At 37.8% G+C, this 21331-nt stretch carries 30 protein-coding genes; 21 read left to right on the top strand and 9 right to left on the bottom strand.

Annotated features, from left to right (window positions below):
* The first annotated feature begins 37 nt into the window (after positions 1 to 37).
* The 3 genes from FZC88_RS06310 (at position 38) to FZC88_RS06300 (ending at position 3135) form a co-directional block, all read left to right on the top strand.
* Positions 38 to 1015, top strand: coding sequence for a cation diffusion facilitator family transporter (locus tag FZC88_RS06310; protein WP_262371760.1), 978 nt, complete (start codon positions 38 to 40; stop codon positions 1013 to 1015).
* A 246-nt stretch (positions 1016 to 1261) separates the two neighbouring features.
* Positions 1262 to 1879: an NUDIX hydrolase gene (locus FZC88_RS06305; protein ID WP_148994068.1), complete on the top strand. Its 618-nt coding sequence runs from the start codon at positions 1262 to 1264 to the stop codon at positions 1877 to 1879.
* An 806-nt stretch (positions 1880 to 2685) separates the two neighbouring features.
* Entirely contained in the window at positions 2686 to 3135 is a 450-nt protein-coding gene (locus FZC88_RS06300) for a hypothetical protein (RefSeq protein WP_148994067.1), read from the top strand.
* Positions 3136 to 3168: 33 nt separating this feature from the next.
* Here the strand turns inward: FZC88_RS06300 and FZC88_RS06295 are convergent, their stop codons facing one another.
* Both FZC88_RS06295 and FZC88_RS23875 read right to left on the bottom strand, forming a co-directional pair.
* Positions 3169 to 3417, bottom strand: a complete 249-nt coding sequence (locus tag FZC88_RS06295) for a DUF2164 domain-containing protein (protein WP_262371757.1) — start codon at positions 3415 to 3417, stop codon at positions 3169 to 3171.
* Positions 3374 to 4021 (bottom strand): hypothetical protein, encoded by a 648-nt coding sequence (locus tag FZC88_RS23875; protein ID WP_187443544.1) that lies wholly within the window; start codon positions 4019 to 4021, stop codon positions 3374 to 3376. Before FZC88_RS23875 ends, FZC88_RS06295 begins: the two co-directional genes overlap by 44 nt.
* A gap of 300 nt (positions 4022 to 4321) precedes the next feature.
* Between FZC88_RS23875 and mscL the strand changes: the two genes are divergently transcribed.
* The 4 genes from mscL to FZC88_RS06275 all read left to right on the top strand — a co-directional run bounded on the left by mscL (position 4322) and on the right by FZC88_RS06275 (position 6113).
* Positions 4322 to 4705: a large conductance mechanosensitive channel protein MscL gene (gene mscL / locus FZC88_RS06290; protein ID WP_148994066.1), complete on the top strand. Its 384-nt coding sequence runs from the start codon at positions 4322 to 4324 to the stop codon at positions 4703 to 4705.
* An 84-nt stretch (positions 4706 to 4789) separates the two neighbouring features.
* On the top strand, positions 4790 to 5344 hold the full coding sequence (locus FZC88_RS06285; RefSeq protein WP_148994065.1) for a DinB family protein: 555 nt from the start codon (positions 4790 to 4792) through the stop codon (positions 5342 to 5344).
* A 185-nt stretch (positions 5345 to 5529) separates the two neighbouring features.
* The gene (cspD, locus tag FZC88_RS06280; protein WP_032088076.1) at positions 5530 to 5727 is read left to right on the top strand and encodes a cold-shock protein CspD; all 198 of its coding nucleotides are present in this window, start codon (positions 5530 to 5532) and stop codon (positions 5725 to 5727) included.
* 170 nt (positions 5728 to 5897) lie between these two features.
* Complete coding sequence (locus FZC88_RS06275) at positions 5898 to 6113, top strand: hypothetical protein (RefSeq protein ID WP_148971081.1); 216 nt, start codon at positions 5898 to 5900, stop codon at positions 6111 to 6113.
* A gap of 302 nt (positions 6114 to 6415) precedes the next feature.
* Here the strand turns inward: FZC88_RS06275 and FZC88_RS23870 are convergent, their stop codons facing one another.
* Positions 6416 to 6556, bottom strand: coding sequence for a hypothetical protein (locus FZC88_RS23870; protein ID WP_187443445.1), 141 nt, complete (start codon positions 6554 to 6556; stop codon positions 6416 to 6418).
* Between the two features lie 256 nt (positions 6557 to 6812).
* On the opposite strand from FZC88_RS23870, the gene FZC88_RS06270 reads away from it, so the two are divergent.
* The 4 genes from FZC88_RS06270 (at position 6813) to FZC88_RS06255 (ending at position 10104) form a co-directional block, all read left to right on the top strand.
* A complete protein-coding gene (locus FZC88_RS06270) occupies positions 6813 to 8318 on the top strand; it encodes a glycine betaine uptake BCCT transporter (RefSeq protein ID WP_315633790.1) in 1506 nt (501 codons plus the stop codon).
* Positions 8319 to 8491: 173 nt separating this feature from the next.
* Positions 8492 to 9208 carry a Type 1 glutamine amidotransferase-like domain-containing protein gene (locus FZC88_RS06265; RefSeq protein ID WP_148994064.1) on the top strand — a complete coding sequence of 239 codons (717 nt, stop codon included), beginning with the start codon at positions 8492 to 8494 and terminating at the stop codon, positions 9206 to 9208.
* Positions 9209 to 9275: 67 nt separating this feature from the next.
* On the top strand, positions 9276 to 9545 hold the full coding sequence (locus tag FZC88_RS06260; protein WP_148994063.1) for a hypothetical protein: 270 nt from the start codon (positions 9276 to 9278) through the stop codon (positions 9543 to 9545).
* 121 nt (positions 9546 to 9666) lie between these two features.
* Positions 9667 to 10104, top strand: a complete 438-nt coding sequence (locus tag FZC88_RS06255) for a GNAT family N-acetyltransferase (protein WP_148994062.1) — start codon at positions 9667 to 9669, stop codon at positions 10102 to 10104.
* Positions 10105 to 10216: 112 nt separating this feature from the next.
* On the opposite strand, the gene FZC88_RS06250 is transcribed toward FZC88_RS06255, so the two are convergent.
* Positions 10217 to 11308 (bottom strand): AI-2E family transporter, encoded by a 1092-nt coding sequence (locus FZC88_RS06250; protein ID WP_148971084.1) that lies wholly within the window; start codon positions 11306 to 11308, stop codon positions 10217 to 10219.
* Between the two features lie 99 nt (positions 11309 to 11407).
* Between FZC88_RS06250 and FZC88_RS06245 the strand changes: the two genes are divergently transcribed.
* From FZC88_RS06245 to FZC88_RS06230, 4 genes are all read left to right on the top strand, one after another.
* Complete coding sequence (locus FZC88_RS06245) at positions 11408 to 12196, top strand: nucleotidyltransferase domain-containing protein (RefSeq protein WP_148994061.1); 789 nt, start codon at positions 11408 to 11410, stop codon at positions 12194 to 12196.
* Positions 12197 to 12271: 75 nt separating this feature from the next.
* Positions 12272 to 13795, top strand: a complete 1524-nt coding sequence (locus tag FZC88_RS06240; protein ID WP_148994060.1) for a spore germination protein — start codon at positions 12272 to 12274, stop codon at positions 13793 to 13795.
* A complete protein-coding gene (locus tag FZC88_RS06235) occupies positions 13779 to 14882 on the top strand; it encodes a GerAB/ArcD/ProY family transporter (RefSeq protein WP_148994059.1) in 1104 nt (367 codons plus the stop codon). The genes FZC88_RS06240 and FZC88_RS06235 overlap by 17 nt, the downstream gene beginning before the upstream one ends.
* Positions 14879 to 15985, top strand: a complete 1107-nt coding sequence (locus tag FZC88_RS06230; RefSeq protein WP_148994058.1) for a Ger(x)C family spore germination protein — start codon at positions 14879 to 14881, stop codon at positions 15983 to 15985. Before FZC88_RS06235 ends, FZC88_RS06230 begins: the two co-directional genes overlap by 4 nt.
* 69 nt (positions 15986 to 16054) lie before the next feature.
* Here the strand turns inward: FZC88_RS06230 and FZC88_RS06225 are convergent, their stop codons facing one another.
* The 3 genes from FZC88_RS06225 to FZC88_RS06215 are packed head-to-tail and all read right to left on the bottom strand — an operon-like array spanning position 16055 to position 17314.
* Entirely contained in the window at positions 16055 to 16369 is a 315-nt protein-coding gene (locus FZC88_RS06225) for a DMT family transporter (protein ID WP_148994057.1), read from the bottom strand.
* Entirely contained in the window at positions 16369 to 16713 is a 345-nt protein-coding gene (locus tag FZC88_RS06220; protein WP_148994056.1) for a DMT family transporter, read from the bottom strand. The genes FZC88_RS06225 and FZC88_RS06220 overlap by 1 nt, the downstream gene beginning before the upstream one ends.
* Before the next feature lie 4 nt (positions 16714 to 16717).
* The gene (locus FZC88_RS06215) at positions 16718 to 17314 is read right to left on the bottom strand and encodes a TetR/AcrR family transcriptional regulator (RefSeq protein ID WP_187443515.1); all 597 of its coding nucleotides are present in this window, start codon (positions 17312 to 17314) and stop codon (positions 16718 to 16720) included.
* 276 nt (positions 17315 to 17590) lie between these two features.
* On the opposite strand from FZC88_RS06215, the gene FZC88_RS06210 reads away from it, so the two are divergent.
* The 4 genes from FZC88_RS06210 to FZC88_RS06195 all read left to right on the top strand — a co-directional run bounded on the left by FZC88_RS06210 (position 17591) and on the right by FZC88_RS06195 (position 19126).
* The gene (locus FZC88_RS06210) at positions 17591 to 17815 is read left to right on the top strand and encodes a hypothetical protein (RefSeq protein ID WP_148994054.1); all 225 of its coding nucleotides are present in this window, start codon (positions 17591 to 17593) and stop codon (positions 17813 to 17815) included.
* A gap of 73 nt (positions 17816 to 17888) precedes the next feature.
* Entirely contained in the window at positions 17889 to 18254 is a 366-nt protein-coding gene (locus tag FZC88_RS06205; RefSeq protein ID WP_148994053.1) for an aminoacyl-tRNA hydrolase, read from the top strand.
* Positions 18255 to 18276: 22 nt separating this feature from the next.
* Positions 18277 to 18621 (top strand): VOC family protein, encoded by a 345-nt coding sequence (locus tag FZC88_RS06200; protein WP_148994052.1) that lies wholly within the window; start codon positions 18277 to 18279, stop codon positions 18619 to 18621.
* Positions 18622 to 18670: 49 nt separating this feature from the next.
* Positions 18671 to 19126: an NUDIX hydrolase gene (locus FZC88_RS06195; RefSeq protein ID WP_148994051.1), complete on the top strand. Its 456-nt coding sequence runs from the start codon at positions 18671 to 18673 to the stop codon at positions 19124 to 19126.
* Between the two features lie 88 nt (positions 19127 to 19214).
* Here the strand turns inward: FZC88_RS06195 and FZC88_RS06190 are convergent, their stop codons facing one another.
* Both FZC88_RS06190 and FZC88_RS06185 read right to left on the bottom strand, forming a co-directional pair.
* Positions 19215 to 19406 carry a hypothetical protein gene (locus tag FZC88_RS06190; protein WP_148994050.1) on the bottom strand — a complete coding sequence of 64 codons (192 nt, stop codon included), beginning with the start codon at positions 19404 to 19406 and terminating at the stop codon, positions 19215 to 19217.
* A gap of 608 nt (positions 19407 to 20014) precedes the next feature.
* The gene (locus tag FZC88_RS06185) at positions 20015 to 20209 is read right to left on the bottom strand and encodes a hypothetical protein (RefSeq protein ID WP_262371747.1); all 195 of its coding nucleotides are present in this window, start codon (positions 20207 to 20209) and stop codon (positions 20015 to 20017) included.
* Between the two features lie 137 nt (positions 20210 to 20346).
* On the opposite strand from FZC88_RS06185, the gene FZC88_RS06180 reads away from it, so the two are divergent.
* The gene (locus tag FZC88_RS06180) at positions 20347 to 20832 is read left to right on the top strand and encodes a hypothetical protein (protein WP_148994048.1); all 486 of its coding nucleotides are present in this window, start codon (positions 20347 to 20349) and stop codon (positions 20830 to 20832) included.
* Positions 20816 to 21304, top strand: a complete 489-nt coding sequence (locus FZC88_RS06175; protein WP_148994047.1) for a hypothetical protein — start codon at positions 20816 to 20818, stop codon at positions 21302 to 21304. The genes FZC88_RS06180 and FZC88_RS06175 overlap by 17 nt, the downstream gene beginning before the upstream one ends.
* The last annotated feature ends 27 nt before the right edge of the window (positions 21305 to 21331 follow it).

The following is a 21331-nucleotide window of genomic DNA, read 5'->3' as shown; positions in this document are numbered from 1 at the left end:
ACTACTTATTAAGAATTAAGTATAGGTGGTGTGAAATGTGGGGGATCAATCTTTTATTTCATTAGTGAAGAAAGGAAACAAGTCATCATTTTTCGCTATGGTGGGGAACGGTATTCTGGCGATTGCAAAGGGGATAGCCTACTTCATCAGTGGAAGTGGAGCAATGTTTGCCTCGGCGATGCATTCGTTAGCTGATGCAGTGAATCAAGGCTTTGTATTTATAGGAAGTGTTCTTTCAGAAAAACAACCTACGGATAAGTTCCCGACAGGATTTGGAAGAGTCATCAATCTTTTCTGCATGATTGCGGTTATCGTTGTTTCCATCATGGCCTATGAAACCATACGGGAAGGGATTCATTTACTTAAACATCCCGCAGAGGTAAAGGGCATTTGGCTGAACGTGTCGGTATTATTACTGAATATCCTTATCGATGGTGCCATTCTCTATAAAGTAATGAAGGAAATCGGACAGGAAGCAAGAGCTGAAAGCACGGGTTTGGGAATTTTCTCAGGAGCGTTTAAAAACGTAAAGCGTGCTTCACCACCGACAAGGCTCGTTTTTTATGAGGATTTGGTCGCTGTTTCAGGGGCTATCTTAGCTCTGATTGCGGTATTGGTGTCCTATTTCTCTGCCTATCAGCTTTTGGATGGAATCGTCACCATTGTCATTGGATTCCTCATGGTTGGAGTCGCCTTCAGAGTCGGTTATGACAACATGGTCGGTCTGATAGGAGTGGCTGCTCCAAAGGAAGTCGAGGACCGAATCGCAAGTGCGATCTTTGAGCACGAAGCAGTAATCGATATCTTTAAACTGAGAATCACTCAGGAAGGTCGATACTATCATGTTGAATCTTACCTTGAACTGAAAAGGGGATTACCCCTTTCGGAAGCAGATGATATTAAATTCTCTGTTCAAGATAAATTAATGAGTGATCCGGACATTGCGGACGTAACGTTGGGGATCATCGAAGACGATGGAATTCAGGAATGGAAAGGAATAAATCCTGAACAATAAGTAACAAAGCATCCTGCCAATACGTTCAGCAGGATGTTTATTTTATTTGGATACTAGGCAATGAATTAAGGTCGTGGGAAAGAGGATGTCCAATACGAAAAATAGTACTTCTAAGATTCTTTCAGTATACGATAGTGTTATAGATCAAATAGGAAAGTGGGGAGACGTATAGCTTGGTCTTGCTACTTGTTCATACTATAATAAAGAAAATCATAGAATAGATTATCTAAAGAAGGGGGGGATAGAATGGATGTGAATGAGATACTGCAGCTATTCAAAGATAGAACTCCGAAAGTGCTTGGAAGTGAAACATTTTCTGAATATGCTATTCTACTTCCTTTGATTGAGGTCAACGGCCAAACACATGTTTTATTTGAAGTTCGTTCCTTAAACATGAGAAGACAACCTGGAGAAATCTGTTTTCCTGGAGGAAGGATAGATCGAAGTGATTCGGATGAGAAAGCAGCAGCTATTCGTGAGACATCAGAAGAACTGGGAATTCATACGGACACCATTACAGATGTGTATCCACTTGATTATATCGTATCTCCTTTTGGGACGATCATTTATCCATATGTAGGCAAGATAAATGTATCCTTAAAAGAATTAAAACCTAATCAAGCTGAAGTGGATGAAATCTTTACTACACCATTAACCTATCTTCAGGAAAGGGAACCGGACTTGTATAACATCAAGTTCAAGATGGAGCCAGAAGAGAGCTTTCCCTTCAAACAGATTCCCGGTGGAGAAAATTACAACTGGCAAGCGAGAAATATGAAAGAACATTTTTATTACTATGAAGACAAAGTAATATGGGGGCTAACAGCCAGGGTACTTCATCATTTTGTGAAACTCCTTTCGTAAATGGACTTTTTAATAAGGTGCTTTCTAAAAGTTCCACGAGATCAATGATTATTAAACATGATTTCAAATTAAAACGAGATCTTTTTCAAAAAGAATTCTACATTTACCTATACGTATTGACATATGTTTTCAATTAATACTTTTTTCGATAGGGCAACATGTCGGAGAAAGTATTTTTGTTTGTAAATATGTAGCAAATTGAAGTGTTTGTAATGGTTGAAAAGGAGGTAAAGACAAGTAAGTAAAAGAGTATGAAAATAAGGAAAGGGGAGATCATTATGATTATTCGTGCAAAGTGTTGGAGAATGTTAAGTCTACAAGAAAAAATGTTTATCCTTAAAGCCGTATGTAACAAGCATCTCACAAAGTAATGAATAGGAATTCTTTTATTTTCTCTAGCTGGCGATAGCTTAACAATCGTCCGGCTGATTTACTTGATGTCATCGATTGGTGGTAAGATCAAACCAACATAATGAAATATCAAAAAAGCTATAAGTTATATCGGAAATCAGTATGCACTCCATTTCCTCCAACAAAGAGTGAAGATGGCGACTTTGATCCGGCCACCAAGTAATTTTTCGTATGTTTATCAATCGATAAAATTGAATGACAAAGCCCTTTGACCACCGACCTCTTTTTTAATCCACTGTTTCACCTCACAAAGTTCCCTGTCCTGTATCCATACTGCCTCCTATCATTAAATCCCACTAATTTTGCATTAAAAGTACAGTGCAAATTGTATCTGGCACTTTTCATTCAACATTTGGTAAAATATTAATGCACATACATATAAGGAGGACACCTTAGTGAAAGCATCAAAAGTAGTAATCATAGCCGGAATACTTATGGCCGTTCTATTGAGTGCATGTAACCGGAATGCTGCTGAAATGGTCGTGAGTGGTGGAGTGACAATAGATGAAAAGGCCAATACGATTACGTTCAGAGGAGTGGTCACAGACAAAGAACTTGAACCTGATACTCCGTTTCAAACCCGTTTCTTCCTGCAGGGAACCACGATTAAAAATGCCCTGGGAACGGATCTGATTTACGCAGATGAAGAGTTAAAGAGCCGTAAACAGGGAGAATCTCCGCAAGAGTTTGAGGTTATGAAAACTGTAGATATTAAAAAACCGGAAGAGATCGACAAGTTGATAAGAGAAATAAAGAATAAAGACAAAGAAGCTGTCACAATTGAACTTGTTAATGATAACGGTCGAATTGATGATGCAGTTCTTCATAACGTAACAAAGGAGTAGGACAGCATTGTCCTGCTCCTTTGTCTGTATTGATCATCTAGTATTTACCGGTCTTTTTAAAGCATACAAATCATCTTCGAGAAGAAGCATCTTATCCATCAATACATCTTTAGAATCCATCACTCCCTGATTATAGAGATATGGACCAATCTCTTTCATAAAGAAATCGAACCAATTTTCAGCACCTAAATCCCCAATTTCGTCACCGGTCTGTTCATAATAAAACGTTTGAATCCGTTCAATCATCGTGTCTTTCTGTTCTTTTGGTATCTTCGTAAACATGATAAGTTTTCCTCCCATTGTATTTTATCCATCGTAACACAAGCGGACCCATAACGGGAATGTAGCTAAGAATAGGAAAAAGTGTGACATTGTATTTAGTCTTCATTACATAGGATGAGAGCCAGAGAAGAACTAAGAAATCAATTGTCATGACACTTACAAGTTTTGAATTGTTGAACGCTTCCCAATAAGCGATCAGTGAAAATCCATTTAGAAGATAGATGGACGAAGAGAATGCTAATAGAATAAGTAGAATACTGTAAACGTTGGATTTGAGAATTTTATGAATCCATTTAGGGTTTCTTTTTGATGAAGGGGTCTTTCTCTTTCGTAAGAAAAAATAAGGGAGAAGACTGAATGCCCCCAAAACGAATGATCCTAAAATAAATGGCCATACGGGGGGTTTGCCCCGTTCAACTGGGATCAATAATGAAGCAAACAATAATGGGAAAAGGCCAAGGAAGTTAAAAACAGTTACAACAAGTGGATCCACCTCAGCAAAGTTACCAGTAAGTAAGTTCTGTACAATAGGATCAGTTGTAAAAACTTTTCCAGGTGCAAGAAATAATGCATAAAGAAGGAGTCCACACCATATCCAAAACATATTATCCCTCCTTGGAACAATTGTACCAAAGGGTGGGCATTGATTTATGAATCGATGTGTTAAATAAAATTCACTGTCTTTGATGAAAACTTCCGGCTTACCCTTAGTACATATTGAAGAAACCTGTCTTGTATCTGAGGGAAAAGAACATCATCTGTTCTCTCCTTTCCCATGTAATTCTAAAAAACTGTTGTAGCTATAAAGAAACTCATACTACTATATAAAATTGTATAATTGTGGCAAACTAACTCCTGACAGGCAAGGTTCCTGTACTTCAATGTAAACAAAAGGAGAATGCGAATGTGGGAGGAGTTTAAAAAGTTTGCCGTGAAAGGAAATGTCATAGATCTGGCAGTCGCGGTCATTATAGGTGCAGCTTTTAGTAAAATCGTCAAATCCCTGGTGGATGACATCATAATGCCCCTTCTTGGTATATTGCTTGGTGGCATCAGCTTTGCGAACTTAAAAGTTACGGTAGGAGACGCTGTCATTACATATGGAGTCTTCCTGCAAAACGTTGTGGATTTCTTCCTCATAGCCCTCGCCATATTCTTTATTATTCGGTTATATAAGAAAATGGAGCGAAAAGAGGAGATCAAAGCGGAAATAAAGGTCGATCAGAAGGAAGAGCTGCTTAAAGAGATACGTGATTTATTAAAAGATCCCCAGCACAGTCCTGAATAATTGAATAATCGACAAAATAAACAAGGAGATTAACTTTATTTATCCAATATATAGTAAGAGAAGAATAAACCGGGGGGAGAAACAATGGAAATCAACTCAATATATTTAATTAAAGAAAAAAATGGAATGAAGAAAGACTATTCTTTACTCCTATCAATGATGGACTATGCACGGTTCACTTCTATCAGTGAAGTGGAGAACTTACCGGTGGAAATGCTTGACTACAGATGTCATGATGAGGCAAATTCAATCGGGATGCTTCTTGCTCATTTTGATGCAGTTGAAAAAATTTATCAGGTCTTGACCTTTGAAAATTTAAGTGATGATGAAATTGAAGAATACGCAACGACCTTAGAACCTGCCTTAAGCTTAGGCAGTAAGGCAGCCGAATTGATTAAAGGAAATGGAGTCGAATTCTACCTGGAAAACTTACAGATGACCAGGAACAAAACGGTGGAACAGTTCAAACAATTGGATGAATCCTGGCTATATGAAGAAACGGATTGGTGGTATGGTGAAAAAGGAAATAACTTCTTTAAGTGGTTTCATGTATTTGAAGATGAAATCAATCATAGGGGACAAATACGTATGATCAAAAAACTATATACAAAAGAACACAATCCAACAATGGCAGAGTAGAAACACACTTGTAATTTACAAATTGCCCCATACATTTCTTGAGTTTTGCATGAGATTCTGTTATAGTAAAGATAGTTATTTTTGTTCGGTTAATATGCATGATTGAAGAACATTCGTCTTGAATCTTAATCAGAGCAGGAATATAAATATTTTTATGTGCAACTGCACTAGGAGGTACTTGTTTTATGTTACAAGGTAAAGTTAAATGGTTTAACGCTGAAAAAGGTTTCGGTTTCATCGAAGTTGAAGGTCAAGACGATGTTTTTGTTCACTTCTCGGCTATCCAAGGTGAAGGATACAAATCATTAGAAGAAGGTCAAGACGTTACATTTGAAATCGTTGAAGGTGCTCGTGGACCACAAGCAGCTAACGTTCAAAAGTAATTCAATCGTAAAACTCCAAACAGAGTACGTCAGCTGACGTACTCTGTTTTTTTGTGTTTTCCCACATCCAGTGGATACCGGACTCTAAAAAGTACGCCTCTATAGTGGTTTTTCCTCAATAATTCTGTTACTGTACTGTTAACGATACTTATTTACTGGAGTGCTGAATTTTGTGGAATAACGCTAAGAAATTTTTTGTTTTTATTGGAGTTTTCATAGGAAGTAACATCATACTAAGTCTTATTGCTGGTCTGGTTTTAACCAATTTATATCATAGTGATGGATATAAAGGTTCTCCCGTTATTGGGACCTTGATCAATGTCGTAGCCGCAGTACTTGCGGTTTTTGTTGCGTACAAACCGTTGAAAAAGAAAGAGCAGGCATAACCTGCCAGGGGAAATCGTTGTGAGTTTCTTTTTCCCTTTATATATCTTATTTCTTTATATGTGCACACTACATAACATCAAGAATAAGCTAATCACACTAACCTCTCCGGAACAATCCTGGGAGGTTTTTCTATGTAACATCATGATAAGGATCTAGCCAACCCATAGGAGTCATTATGAAAGTTCATTTACACATTGTGGAATGGTTTAAAGAAATCCTTGTGCTAAGAGAAACGGGCTTAATAGTAAGAGACTAGTCAGTTGACTAGTCTCTAATTAAGTATTCAATTGTGTCCTATGTTTTATTTATTTTGTTGGTTTTGTTGATTTTGCTGATTTTGTTGTTTAGCAGCTTTTCTAGCTCTTTCAGCAGCGTTTTGCTCTTGTGCAAATTCTGCTTCATTTTTTTGTTGTTGTGGTTTGTTGTTGTTGTTGTTAGTCATGTTTATCACCTCCGTCTACTATAATTTGCCCCTAAATGAAAAAAAGATACACGAAAAATCAATATAAAAATGTGAATTTGGAATATGTAAATTTAGAGTGAGGGACGGACCTGGTAAAGGTCCGTCCCTCACTTTCCAGTTACTTACTAGTTTATCCCTTGGAAAAGGGGGGTACTAATAAGTTCGTGCATTTATTTTCTTTACTTACCTATTTCTACATGATAGAGCTACAACAACGAATTAAGGGGGAAGTCATTTGAAAAATTTTACACCAATGTTTTGGATTGCGATTACAATCGGCATCATTTTTGTGGCTTGGGGGGTTATTTTTCCTCAGGCATTAATCGATATCATGTCCAATACTCAAGGAGTTCTTCTAGACAAATTTGGCTGGTTTTATCAATTTTCAGCTTCATTCTTTTTCATCATCGCCATCTTCTTTGCATTTAGTAAATATGGGAAGATTCGATTAGGGAAGGACACTGATAGGCCTGAATATTCCACATTGACATGGTTTGCCATGCTCTTTAGTGCGGGAATGGGAATCGGACTCCTTTTCTATGGGGTCTCGGAACCTGTTTCTCATTACTCCACTCCACCATATGGGGAAGGCGGGACCATTGAATCAGCTAAAATCGGATTACGCTATACATATCTTCATTGGGGATTCCATGCCTGGGCCATTTATGCGGTCGTAGCATTGGCACTTGCATATTATAAATTCAGGAAGGACATGCCAGGACTGATGAGTGCCACATTATATCCTGTCATTGGAGATAGAGTGAAAGGTCCAATAGGGTATATTGTTGATATTGTCGCTGTGTTTGCCACACTTTTCGGTGTGGCGATTTCACTTGGAATTGGTGCACAACAAATTAATAGTGGACTTAATTATCTGATGGGAACCCCGATTGACTTTAAAGTTCAGCTTATCATCATGGGAGTTGCAACGGTCCTATTTATTACTTCTGCTGCTTCTGGTTTATCAAAAGGAATTAAATACCTGAGCAATGCCAATATGATATTGGCGGTCTTGTTATTCATTGTCTTTCTCATCGCAGGTCCTACGCAATTTGTCCTGGAATTGTTTTTGACCACTTTTGGGAGCTATGTTCAGAACCTTCCTAGTATGGGATTACGCTTTTCACCTTTTAATGTGGAGAATAATCAGTGGGTGAAGGATTGGACGATATTCTATTGGGCGTGGTGGATATCATGGACACCGTTTGTGGGAACTTTTATTGCGAGGGTTTCAAAAGGAAGGACAGTTCGGGAGTTTATCATCGCCGTCATCATTGTTCCTACAATCGTATGCGCTCTATGGTTTGGAGTATTCGGAGGAACAGGATTGTATTACGACTTTGTTCAAGGCGTAGATGTAGCGGGTCAAAGTTTGGAGACGGCACTATTTTATGTATATGATCAAATGCCTCTAAGTGGGGTGCTGTCGATTATTTCCCTCATCTTGATTATCACGTTCTTTGTGACTTCGGCTGACTCTGCAACATTTGTACTGGGGATGCAAACGTCCAATGGAAGCTTGAACCCTCCATTCTTCGTGAAGTTCAGCTGGGGAATCGTACTAGCTGCCATTGCAGCGATCTTGATGGGCACTGGGGGAATCAGCGGTTTACAAGCTGCCACCATCATCACAGCATTACCATTAGGTATCATCTTATTTGTCATGACATATGGATTAATTCTTTCATTCCAAAAAGAAATGAAATTGAAAAAGAAAAAAACGTCTGGTGCTGGTAAGTGATTTTATTAACAGTAGAAGTAATAAAGTAAGTGATCAACTCTCTATTTCGTATAGGGGGTTTTTTCTATTGTTTTTTCTTCTTGAATTGTAAAAAATGTACGCTTATAGTCACAGATTTTGATAGGATTAAGATACTTATTGGGAATTTCGAATAGAGGGAGAGTGTTGATTCAATGAAACAGATTATCGCAATGGGTGGGGGCGGATTTTCCATGGAGCCTGAGAACTTGCTCTTAGATCAATATATAATAAATCAGGCCGGGGAATCTAAGCCAAAGGTTTGCTTTTTACCTACAGCCAGTGGAGATGCTGAGGGTTATATAGAGCGATTTTACAATTCCTTTCTCTCGCTTCAGTGTACGCCTTCCCATTTATCACTATTCAAATTGCCTACCAAAGATTTAGAGGGGTTCCTTCTTGAAAAGGATATTATCTATGTGGGTGGCGGCAATACAAAAAGTATGCTTGCCCTATGGAGAGAGTGGGAGGTCGATTCTATCATCAAGAAAGCTTGGGAATCAGGGACGATTCTTGCAGGTTTGAGCGCAGGTTCGATCTGTTGGTTTGAAGAAGGAATTACTGATTCGTATGGTGAAGAATTAGAAACGATTAAAGGGTTGGGATTCTTAAAAGGAAGCCACTCCCCTCATTATGACGGCGAAGAAGATAGGCGTACCCAATTTCATTCATTCATCCGTAAAGGGATATTTCAAGCAGGCTATGGGGTGGATGATGGTGCTGCTTTACATTTTATTGATGAAAGTCTTTATAAAGTAGTGAGTTCAAGAGTTCATGCTTCGGCCTATTGGGTCGAGAAGAGAGATGGCGATATGCACGAAACGGTTTTATCGACAGAATTTCTAAAAAAGGGGTATAAGGATAGTCCCTGAATCAGCATACTTTTAAATTGGTTGACATAGGGATAGTGATGAGTCTTTTTCTAAGGAGGAGAACATCATGGCTGAAGATAAACGAAATACTCCAAGTGACTTTGTAAAGAACACTTCAAAGCAAGCCAGCGGGCTAGTGAATAAAACGGCAGACACAGCTAACGAAATAATCAAAAGTGTAAGCGGTAAAGGCGGACTTGTAGGGAAAGTGTCAGATACATCGGCAGATTTTGTGAAAAATCTAAGCAATACAGGGAACAAAATGGTCGGGAAAACAGTAGACACCGCAAGCAAGGCAGTCAAAGGTGCATCAAATAAGTTATTTAAAAAGAAATAAGGATACAAGAGGAGCAATCTCCTATGGAGGGATGGCTCCTTTTCTTATTCACCTCAAATATGACGAAGATGCTATGATAAAATAGGGATGAAAAACTAGAGATCAAAAATGGAGGGTGAAAATGATTCATATTCGTTTTATTTCAGCTACCGATACATATGCCATTAGACAACAAATCTTAAGGCCGACTCAATCGATAGAGGAGTGTCGTTACGAAGGAGATTTAGACGACAGTTCCTTCCACATTGGTGTTTTTGAAGGAGAAGTGCTGATCAGTATCGGTTCCTTTTATCAGGAGGAACAACCGGGTTTGAATGGATATCTGCCTTACCGGTTAAGGGGAATGGCCACCCTTACGGATTACAGGGGGAATGGCATTGGAAAGCAGCTCATCGAATACAGTGAAGAAATTCTTAAAGATAAAGGGTGCGAAATGTGGTGGTGCAATGCCAGAATTTCGGCTGGGGCATATTATGAGAAATTGGGATTAATTCAGTTGGGGGATGTATTTGAAATAGAACCAATCGGGCCGCATGTGATTATGTATAAACAAATATGATTGTCGGGATCGAGTCAATCATATCTGCTCCTTAACCTTCTTTCGGTTCAACTTCCACGTTTTTGTCACGTCAGAAATAAACAACCGGGCTAGCCCGGTTGTCTCTCCACTATCATTCTTGAATCGCAGATCTTCTCAGTTTAATAAACTTCACTAAATTTAACACAATGGTTTTTGTTACCGCGTAAAAAGGAACGGCTAAAATCATTCCAAGGATACCCGCTAAGTTTCCTGCCACCAGCAATAAAATGATAATCGTCGCTGGATGAGTATCCAGCCGCTTTCCTAAAATAAGAGGTGAAAGGAGGTTCCCTTCTATTTGTTGTGCAATCGTTACAACCACTATGACGAGAATGGCTTTCGTCGGTGAATCAAACAGGGCCACGATGATGGCAGGTGCAGCACCGATAAAAGGGCCGATAAATGGAATGATATTCGTTACCGCCCCTATTAACGCCATCACCAATGCGTAGGGGAGTCCAATGATCAAATACCCGATAAAAGTCAGGGTTCCTACAAAGGATGCTACCGTCAATTGTCCCTGTATGTATGCGGCAAGTGTATCACTCGTATCCTTTAAAGTGTTGATCCCTTCTTCCCGGTAGGCAGGAGGAAGGAATTTTGAGATTGCCTTAGGAAATTTATGACCGTCTTTAAACATAAAGAATAATAGAAAAGGGACGGTGACAATCAATATCGTAATACTGGTCAGTACACTTACTACTCCTTTAAGAGCAGTTGTAATATTATCTGGTAAAGTATTGGCAAAGTCCATTAGCTGTTTTTCTACATCTTTTAGTGACACATAGTCTTGACTCATCATCCATTTGAATTGTTGAGTCTCAGATAAGTATTCGATGAAATTCCTCGTTTGTCTTGCATACTCCGGAAGTTCATTGAACAACCCTGTTATCTGCTTTGTGAGAATAGGCGCGATATTCCCAATAATTAGCACCATTACACCAATGATAGCAGCATAAAGCACGATGATGGCAATGGTTCTCGGTAATCTTGCTTTTTCCAGGAGATTGACTAATGGATTTAATAAAAAATACAGAAATCCTGAAATGATGATAGGAAAAAATAATGTTGAAGCGAATACGACAATCGGTTCAAATAAAAAGGAGATCTTTGTTGAAACATAAATAATGGTAAGAATAATGAGAACCTGCAGGCTCCATGAGTACATTTTTTTCTTGGTCAAGCTATTCACCTCTATCTATCGACTTGTTTGTGTGATTAAGTATATCAAATACTGAAAGGAAAACCCTACTAATAAAGATAAGTTAAGGAGAATTATTTTGTGAGAAAAATCATTCTAGGTGAGCTGAAAAATATCGAAATAGAAGAGAGAGTAATAATTCTGTATGCCGTTGAAGCCGGGAGTCGTGCATGGGGGTATCAAACAGATGAGAGTGATTATGATGTCCGTTTTATTTATATTCGGGAGGTTACCGCATATTTAAATCTTCAAGAGACCAAGGACGTTATTATAAAGTCTACATACGATTCCATTGAATTCAGCGGCTGGGACCTTAGTAAAGCACTCAAACTACTTCGGAAATCAAACCCCTCTCTATTGGAGTGGCTAACAAATGAAAACGTGTATAGGGAGCTCTCGGTTATAAAGAATATCAGGGAGCTGAGAGACATGACTTTTTCTCCCGCCAGCTGTTTAATTCATTACAACCAGATGGCTAAACGCAATATTGAAAAGTATCTGTATGAGGATACCAAAGATTTGAAGAAATGGATGACGATTATCAGACCGTGGCTTGCTTGTAAATGGATTGAAGAGTTTCAAACTTTTCCTCCAAATGGGATGAACGAAATGATTTACCACATTAATATAAATGAAGAAATAAAGGACACCATTTCATCTATGATTCGAGCAAGAGTTAATGGAAAGGAGGTTCCTAACCCCATTGTTAGGAATTTTGAAGACTACATAAGTAATGACTTACTAATAATGAACGGGACTCTGGAGAATCTACACATGGATGATTCTTTTCAATGGGGACATATAAACGAAACATTCATCACTATTTTAGAAGATGTATGGGGGATGCATTTTTACGGAAAGGAACGTTAACATGAGCCTCGGGGATGCATAATAGCACCTCCTTTGGGAAACATAGAAAAAAAGATTCTTACTGAAGGTGCTAATATGAGTTCGTTTAATAAAAGGAATAGAAGAATACCCAAGCAGCTGCTTTCAGAAAAAGAAGAAGTAGTTCCCGAATTTCTCACTTTAGAAGAGAAAATTTCTTATTTTCGTAACGGTTTATTTAATACTGATGATTTAATAATAAGAGAATTAACCTTTAATAGTAAAATAATGACAATTATGTTTATTGATTCGGTCATTGATAATAGGAGCTTACAGACATATATTATAAAACCTATATTAGAAAAAGGCTCAGGCGAAATACGTGATGTCGTTAGTAGTAATAGTATTAAAGAAACCTTGTATTTAGACGAGGCACTCAGCGCAATGGTGGATGGACACTGCCTATTAATTACGGAAGACAGTGAAATCCTGACCTTTATCAGTATGCCCAAAATTCTTACTAATCGTTTTGAACCAATAAATGAAAAGGTGATTAGAGGATCACATCAAGGGTTCAGTGAAAATATTACAGAAAATGTGCATTTAATAAGAGAGAGAATTTCCAGTAAGAAATTGACAGTGAAATACTCAAGTGTAGGAGAAACAACAAGAACAAAGTACGCTTTAGTTTATTTATCTAATTTGACAAATCCTGAATTGCTGAAAACGATTGAAGACCGGATCAATTATGTCCAAGTAGATGCGATTCAGTCACCTGGATACTTTGAAGAATTTTTAGAAGATAATTCGTTTTCTCCCTTTCCCCAGTTTTTGAATACGGAAAGACCAGATCGTGTAGCCGGAAATCTAATGGAAGGCAGGATTGCTCTTGTAATGGAAGGAAGTCCTACCGTTTTACTTCTGCCTGTGAATTTTTTCTCTTTCTTTCAAACGGCAGAGGATTATAATAATCGGGCATTTATCGGTTCATTTGTACGATTCATTAGATTAATCAGTTTTATTGCAACACTTTGCTTACCCGCATTTTATATCGCTGTCATTTCATATAATTATGAAATCATACCGGTAGAAATAATATTTTCGATTAAAAGCTCCCTGGAGTATGTTCCATTCCCCCCATTGATTGAAGCAGCAATAATGCAATTGACCTTAGAATTACTTCGTGAAGCTGCCATACGTTTACCGAATCCTATTGCTCAAACCATTGGTGTTGTGGGAGGACTTGTAATTGGGACGGCTGTTGTGGAAGCAAACCTGGTTTCCAATACGATGGTTATCGTAGTCGCAATTACAGCTATATCGTCTTTCGTTATTCCATCTAACGAAATGAGTACTTCCGTCAGGATACTGGGATTTCCGTTAATGGTTTTTGCTGCTTTATTTGGGGTTCTCGGAATAGTAATAGGTTTGATGTTGTTGTTGATACATATGTCGACGCTTAAATCATTGGGCCAATATTATTTATACCCTGTGGCACCTTTGGATTTCAAGTCACTAAAAGACACCTTTATTCGTGTACCTATGTGGCTGATGAAAGAAAGGCCAAAGGATTTGAAACCACAGTATAAGTGGAAAACGACGGATCCTCGAGGATGGAAAAAAAATGAAGAATCAGAGTAATCTCACTTCCATTCAATTGATGTTATTCATTATTCAAACACAAATTGGAGTCGGGGTTCTTGGGCTTCCTTTTAACGTATTTTCCGTTTCGAAAGGTGATGCGTGGATTTCAGTATTACTGGCTGGTATTGTTGTTCAATCATTTATAACAATTTTTTGGGTATTAGGAAGAAGATTTCCCTCTAAATCTCTTTTCCAGTATTCAATACAATTAGTAGGTAAAGCAGGGGGTACATTCATAAATGTATCCTATGTCTTTTATGGACTACTTGTAACCAGCCTTATATTGATGTACTCAACTGCTATCATTAAAACGTGGGTGCTTACACTAACACCAAAATGGATTATCATGCTTCTCTTAATGGGAACAGCAATCTACTTAGGGAAGGAACTTTTATCCGACATTTGCAATGTTTATGTTGTGGTCTCGGGACTGATTTTCTTTCTGATTATGATTTCTATCGTTGTGTTGTTCATGTACCCTGTGGATTGGAGATATTTACTCCCAATTGGACACTCCGGCGGCGTCAATATTTTGAAAGGGGTAAAAGAAGCTTATTTTTCAATGCTTGGCTTTGAATTACTATTATTTCTCTTTCCTTATTTCCAGCATAATGGGGTACGGTCTGTCTTATTCTCAGCTACAATGGCCAATCTCTTTGTGACATTGATGTATGCATTTCTCACCATTGTAAGTCTAATAACGTTCAGTCCTGAAGAGTTAGTCATCATCCCTCAGCCGGTTCTATATTATGTGAAATCCCTGTATTTGCAAATCGTTGAGAGAGTTGATTTGGTATTTGTTTCACTTTGGGTGGTCAGTGTAATAACTTCGTTAACCAGCTACCTTTTCTTATCGACGGAGGGAAGTACCCATATCTTTAAGCGAATCAAACGTCCTGTCATTACGATATTTTTTGGCAGTTTATCTTTCATCATAGCCTTAGTTCCCAATAAAGCATCACAAATGGATATGTACAACAAATGGGTGCTTAATATATCCTATCTCTTTGTACTTGTCATTCCATTTATATTATTGGGAGTCTCTTTTATTTTCAAGAAGAAGGAAAGAGGGAAACGTGTATGAGGAAAAAGTACATTATAGGATTGGTTCTACTTTTCATCAACCTTTCTTTGGCGGGGTGTTGGGATCAACGTTTACTTAAAAACGGAAGGCTTGTTTTTTCTTCTTCCTTTGATATGGTTGATGAAGATACCATTAAAGCGACTGCCATCATTCGTGACTTTAAGGATAGAACCCCTACCAATGTTATGGTACAGGGTGAAGGGAAAACGATTCGCGAGACAAGGATGAGTATGGACAGGAAGATTTCCGGAGTCTTTGAACCCTCAAAAAACCGGGTGTTCTTATTGGGGGAAGAATTAGCCAAGAAAGATATTTATAAATTTTTAGATATCTTCTACCGCGATCCCAATAGCTCTATTTCTGCGAAATTGGCCGTGGTGGAAGGAAGCGGGGAAGAAATTCTATCTAAATTGAATGAGAAAAATGTTTTGATATCTGAGTTTCTGATTGAAATACTTACAAGTGCGGAAGGCTCTACAGGTATACCTAAACAAAATTTACAGACGGTTTGTACGATAATGTTTGATGAAGGAAAGGATTTTGCGCTTCCACTTATTAAAATGAAAGATGGTGAAGTTGAACTAGATGGAACAGCAATTTTCCACAAGAATTCACTAACGGGGACTTTATCCTTTGAAGAATCAACTTTATATCTGCTTATGGACAATCAAAGAGCAAAGCGAACTCGGTTCGTTACAAAAATTGACAATGATAAAAAAATGAACATTGACAATTATATTACGTACAATGTTGCTAAATCTAAATCAAAACTTACAATTGTCTCAGACACACCAGACAATATTCAGGTAGGTATCGACACGAATATGGATGTTTCAATCGCAGAGTACCCTCAGGACAAATTAACCGACAAAAATAAACTTAAATACCTAAACAAAGAAATTTCAAAGCAATTAACAGAAGATGCCCAAAAAATGATAGAAAAAATTCAAATCGCCAACTCTGATTTATTTGGAATTGGCAGAGAATTGATTGCTTATCATCCGAAAACATGGGAAAAAATAAATTGGACAGAAACATACCCCACCATTACCATTGTACCGACTATAAAAGTGGATATCGTGGGTCACGGGATTATTAATTAATATGTATTTTTAAGATTTATCAAAATGTCCAGCCTTTAGTAATACTATGGCTGGACATTTTTATTACAGTCATGAAACAATCTTTAAACCAATAATACTCCCTATAATGCAACTAATAAAAAATAATCTCTTTAAATCCTTCGTTTCCCTGAAAAAGATCATCCCGATGATGACAGCACCTGCAGATCCTATCCCGGTCCAGATTCCATATCCTGTACTTACTGGGATATCTAGTAGAGAAAGGGATAATAAATAAAAGCTTATACCTCCTGCTGCGAAGCTTACGATGGAAGGGGCCAGCTTCTTATATCCTTCAGAAAGCTTCATAAACGTTACCATCACAACTTCAGAGAACCCGGCAAAAATGAGTAACATCCACGCCATTAGTAAGACCTCCCTGTATCTTGCTCTTCTTTATCACTCATTTTGAGGCCGATCACTCCAAAAATGAGTAGTGTAATAAACGCAACTTTCAAAATGCTAATCCCATCATTTAGAAATACCATTCCTACAACGGCAGTGCCGGCTGCTCCAATACCGGTGAAGACGGCATATGCAGTTCCGATTGGCAATAATTTCATGGAATTTGAGAAGAAATAAAAGCTGATTAAGATGAGAACCGCAGTGACAATACTTGGGATAGGTTTTGTAAATCCCTCCGAAAGGGATAACCCAGTAGCCCAGCCAATCTCTAAAATTCCACCAATAATAACGTATATCCAACCCATAATGCTACTCTCCTTTACGACTTGATATACCTAATTCGTAAACCTTCCAAGCCGATTCTATTCGTTGTCTGAAAATTTCTTCTGTGTAATAGTGATGTTCTAAAAAGACACCATCCACTAAACATAAAAAGGAGGCAATAAATTCATCCTCCTCGATGTCACTGAACAGTTTTTGTTTTTGACCTTCTTGGTAAATCGATACCAAAATTGCTGTTGTCACCTGTTCAAAATGAATGAATTGTTTTTGAATAAGATCTTTAAACACTTCTGGAGGAAAGAATGTGACTCTTTTCCATAAAAGAGCTTCTTTGGTTGTAACTAATCGGTGACAAAATAGGTCAAAGAGGATTCGTACATTCTTTAGTGGTTCATTTATATTCATTTTTTTCGATGCATTCTTATAGGCAGTCACTTCAGACACACTTAAATCCTCAATCACTTCCATAAATATATCTTCTTTGCTTCGGAAATGGTTGTAAATGGATGGCTTTTTAATTCCAACCGAGTTTGCAATTTCCGTTAATGAGGTATCCTCATAACCTTTTTGGCCGAATAGTTCCAAGGCGACATCTTTTATGAGTTGTTTGTTGTCATTCTTCATATTCATTCACCTTCCCTTCAAACTAACTAACGGTCGTTAGTTTTAGTTTATATCTCTTTTTAAATAAATGCAAGAGGGGAAGATAATCCACTTTCTTCAAATGAATGAATATATATCAGATTCCTTTCATATAATCATTTGTTGATTTTATATGGAAGGAAAGGGATATACATGATGGGCTTACGGGCAAAATTTGCGATACTTAGTATGTTACTTGTTCTTCTGGCGGGGCTCGTTATTCTGAAGCTGGTGGTTATCAGTCATGAGGACTGGGTAATGATTGAGGAAAAGTACTTTCCGGCGAATGATAAAAAAGGTTCGGAAGGAATTAAATCAGGTGAGGTTATAGATGAAAACAGCAGCGATCCTTCATGCTCTATGAAATTTGATAACGGTCACACCTATAAGTTGGATTGTGATCAATATTTAGATTATAAAATAGGAGAGAGGGTCAAAATAGTTTCAGTTGAAAATAATTACGTGAAAATAAGAAGGAAGTAAATAATACTGAGGTACATCTCCTTCGCATGTTAAAATAACAAGTATTAAATGATAAAAAGGGCTGATTAGACGAATGAATAAGCGTGATCTCGTTCAATATTTTATTGTTAATAAGGAACTTAATAGGTCAAAAGGGAAAACGGCAGCGCAAGTGGCACATGCTGCTACTCTTAGTACGCTGACGATGATGTCATCTGATTCACCTTTTCAAGATCGACAAGCAGACTTTGTAGAATGGGTGCAGACTGGAATGAAAAAAATTGTTTTAAAGGGAAAAACCGGTGAGCTGGAGAAATTAGAGGGTGATGGATATTTCAGTATTCATGATAGCGGATTGACTGAAATTAAAGAGGGATCTTTAACAGTAGTGGCACTTCCGCCAATGGAGAAGTTTGAAGCAAAAGAGATTGTCGGGCACTTAACACTATTAAAAAACTAGAGAGAAAGAAGGAGGTATTTCATTGTTTTCTAAAGTGGATACGGTCCATATGTGTGTAAAAGATTTAAAAAGGTCTATTCAATGGTATGTAGAGGTGTTGGAGTTTGAGCGCGTTTTTGATTCGGGAGAGTATGTTGTGTTTCAAATAGGTCAAGGAGACTCTACTTTAACGGTTCAAGAAGGAGAAGTCCGTCCCTCATCCGTCAAGCCGATTCTCTTTTCTGATGCACTGGAAGAGACCCGGTTAAAGCTTGTGGAAAAGGACGTAAAGGTTGGAGAGATAAAAAAGGATGGAGAGGTTACGTTTTTTGAGTTCTGGGATATAGATGGTAATGGTTTTGAGGCTTGTCAGTATACAACGGACTAATTTGGTCTGGGTATCATTGCGTTAGCAGATTCAGTGAGGAGAATGATCAATGGGTTACATAGAAGAATTAAGAGAAATTGTTGGAACACGCCCTCTTATTTTAGTCGGTTCGGTCGTCATTATTTTGAATGACAGACAGGAAGTGCTTCTGCAGCAAAGGAGATTTCCGAACGGTTCATGGGGACTGCCTGGGGGATTAATGGAATTGGCAGAAACAACGGAAGAGACGGCGAGGAGAGAAGTGAAGGAAGAGACGAATCTGACATTAGGTAAGTTGAATCTGTTAAACGTATATTCTGGTGCGGATCAATACATTATTGCTGAAAATGGAGATGAGTTTTATGTAGTCACCACAGCCTACTTTACAAATGAGTACAGTGGAGAAATGAAAGCAGAACACTCTGAATCCATTCAACTAAAGTTTTGTAATCTAGAAGAATTACCTGATACTATTGTGGGAAGCCACCAGTGTATGCTAAATGAATTTAAGAAACAATTGGGATAAAGGAATGAGTCATTTCAACATGCAAAAAGCCGATCAGAAACTTATCTGATCAGCTTTTTTTAATAAGTCATTCTATAGAGAAGAGCGTTTATGTTAAAGTATCTAGATACGCATAATATGCGGCTAGTTTTTCATTGTTGTTTGCAGCCCGGCCGTTCCCTTTTAATGATTTACCTATCGCGAAATATTCTTTGTGAACAGGCAGAACATGAACGGTAACCGCCGGACGCCCCCTATGCCTATAATCCTGAGGAACGTGAAGCATGGAAAATCGTTTCATTGAAATGCCTCCTTTAAGGAGAAAGCTATTCTACCCATTTTGTTATTTAAGTAGAATCAATAGTCGCTTAACATTAACATAGTGAATCATTTGATTCAAATTTAAGATTATTACCTACAATTCATCTTAAAAAATAATTTTGTAAGTACCCCCATGAATGGGATCCTTCTTTCGTATTCTTTGATAAGAATGCAAAAGGTTTGTAGCCATGCAGAGTAGACACACAACTTGGGAGGTATTTAAAAGTATGAACATTGATGATGTACTAGAAGATACCGTAGAACTTGGACAAGAGGATATAAATCGCCCAATCTATCGCATTGATATTGATAAACTTCTAGATTTGACGAGTGATAGGTAAGAGGAACATTACTATAAAAGAGAAAAGGCAAGCCTTAATTCAGGCTTGCCTTTTCTTTATTCTCGCATTATGACGGATTGCTAATGCTAGTCGCCTCTGACCAAGCAGCCTCCGCTTTTGGTTCATCCAGCTCCGGCGGCTAGAGGCTCGAGGTCATAAGACAGGACTACCAAAAAGGCAAAGAGCGCCTTTCCGGTAGTCCTGTCTTATGCTTGTCGCCTCTGACCAAGCAGCCTCCGCTTTAGGTTTAGTCATGTTTTTTATGTTTGTTTAGTAGTTCTTTTAGCATATTAATGATGGTTGCACGTTCGCTTTTGTTAAAGGTTTGAGTCCATCCTGTGATAAGTCCTTCTTCTTCAGGTGATAGGTCACGCTGCAAACCATCCACAAAGACTTCTTTTATTTCATCTCTTGCATTGGGGGTGATAGATTCATGTTTCATAAAATTACCTCCTTTATTCTCCTTTACTCTTTTCCCCTTGCAATACAATACAAACATCCAAACTCTCTTGTCACTATTTTGGTTATGTAATGAGTCGATTAAGGCAAGGATAGTAAGAAAAATCTAAGGAGAAATCAATGTCTCTTCCTTTCTTTATTTCCATATTGATCATACTGATTTATATTGTCAGTTTTATGCGAAAAAAGCTTTCATTTACTTCAAACTTCATACAGTTCATGGTGTTATCGATCATTTCAACGAACTATATTACGATTATGACCAATAACCTGGAGTGGATGAAGGCGTCAGAGGATGTCACTCAATTTATCAGCTTATTGATAAACCGGGAATGCATTTTGCCATTAGTCGGGATTGTCATGGTGAACGGTTACTTGAATTACGGGAATAGGACTTATCGATTCTTATTATTTGTATGTTTGCTATGCTTTATCAGTGTATTGGATATCCTTCACATACACTTTAAAACGCTTGAGTATCCTCACTGGAGCCTGTTAAATACAATTATCATTAATGGAACATATTTATTGATGTGTATTTGGATAGGTCAAGGGCTTTATTATTTGCAGAAAAAGGAGGAGAGAGACAGTGGACAGAATCTATGAGAGGTCATTTGACTTAAACGAATGGTTTATCATCATTAGTCTATTCACTCTCCTTTTATTGATCTGGATCACTCCAAAAATATTTTCATTCCTCGAAGGGTTAAGTCATTATATTTATGGCATCTCAATTGGAATGTTCTATGATCATACAATTAGTATTCCTCCATGGGATTTTTATGATGTCAATGACAGTTCAGCTTACCAGGCAATTGACTTTGTAAGTTACATCATGTATGGCCCTTATAGTTATTTCTTCATATACATATATAAAAAGCTAAAGATAAGAGGGATTATGAACCTTGCTTATTTATTGATCTGGACAGCATTTTCTATCTTGATGGAATGGTTCACGGTCAGAATCGGTATATTCCATTTCGATAAAGGGTATGAAATGTATTGGTCGATTCCCATATATATGGCTGTTCAAAGCATTCAACTATTATTTCATCATAAAATAAATAAGAGTGCCTAGTGTTTGTAAATAACCAAAAAACCAGAA

It is taken from the genome of Rossellomorea aquimaris (assembly GCF_008180865.1).
Lineage (GTDB): Bacteria > Bacillota > Bacilli > Bacillales > Bacillaceae_B > Rossellomorea > Rossellomorea yichunensis.
Note: the sequence above shows the minus strand (reverse complement) of the source record. Positions and strands in the feature narration are given on the sequence as shown.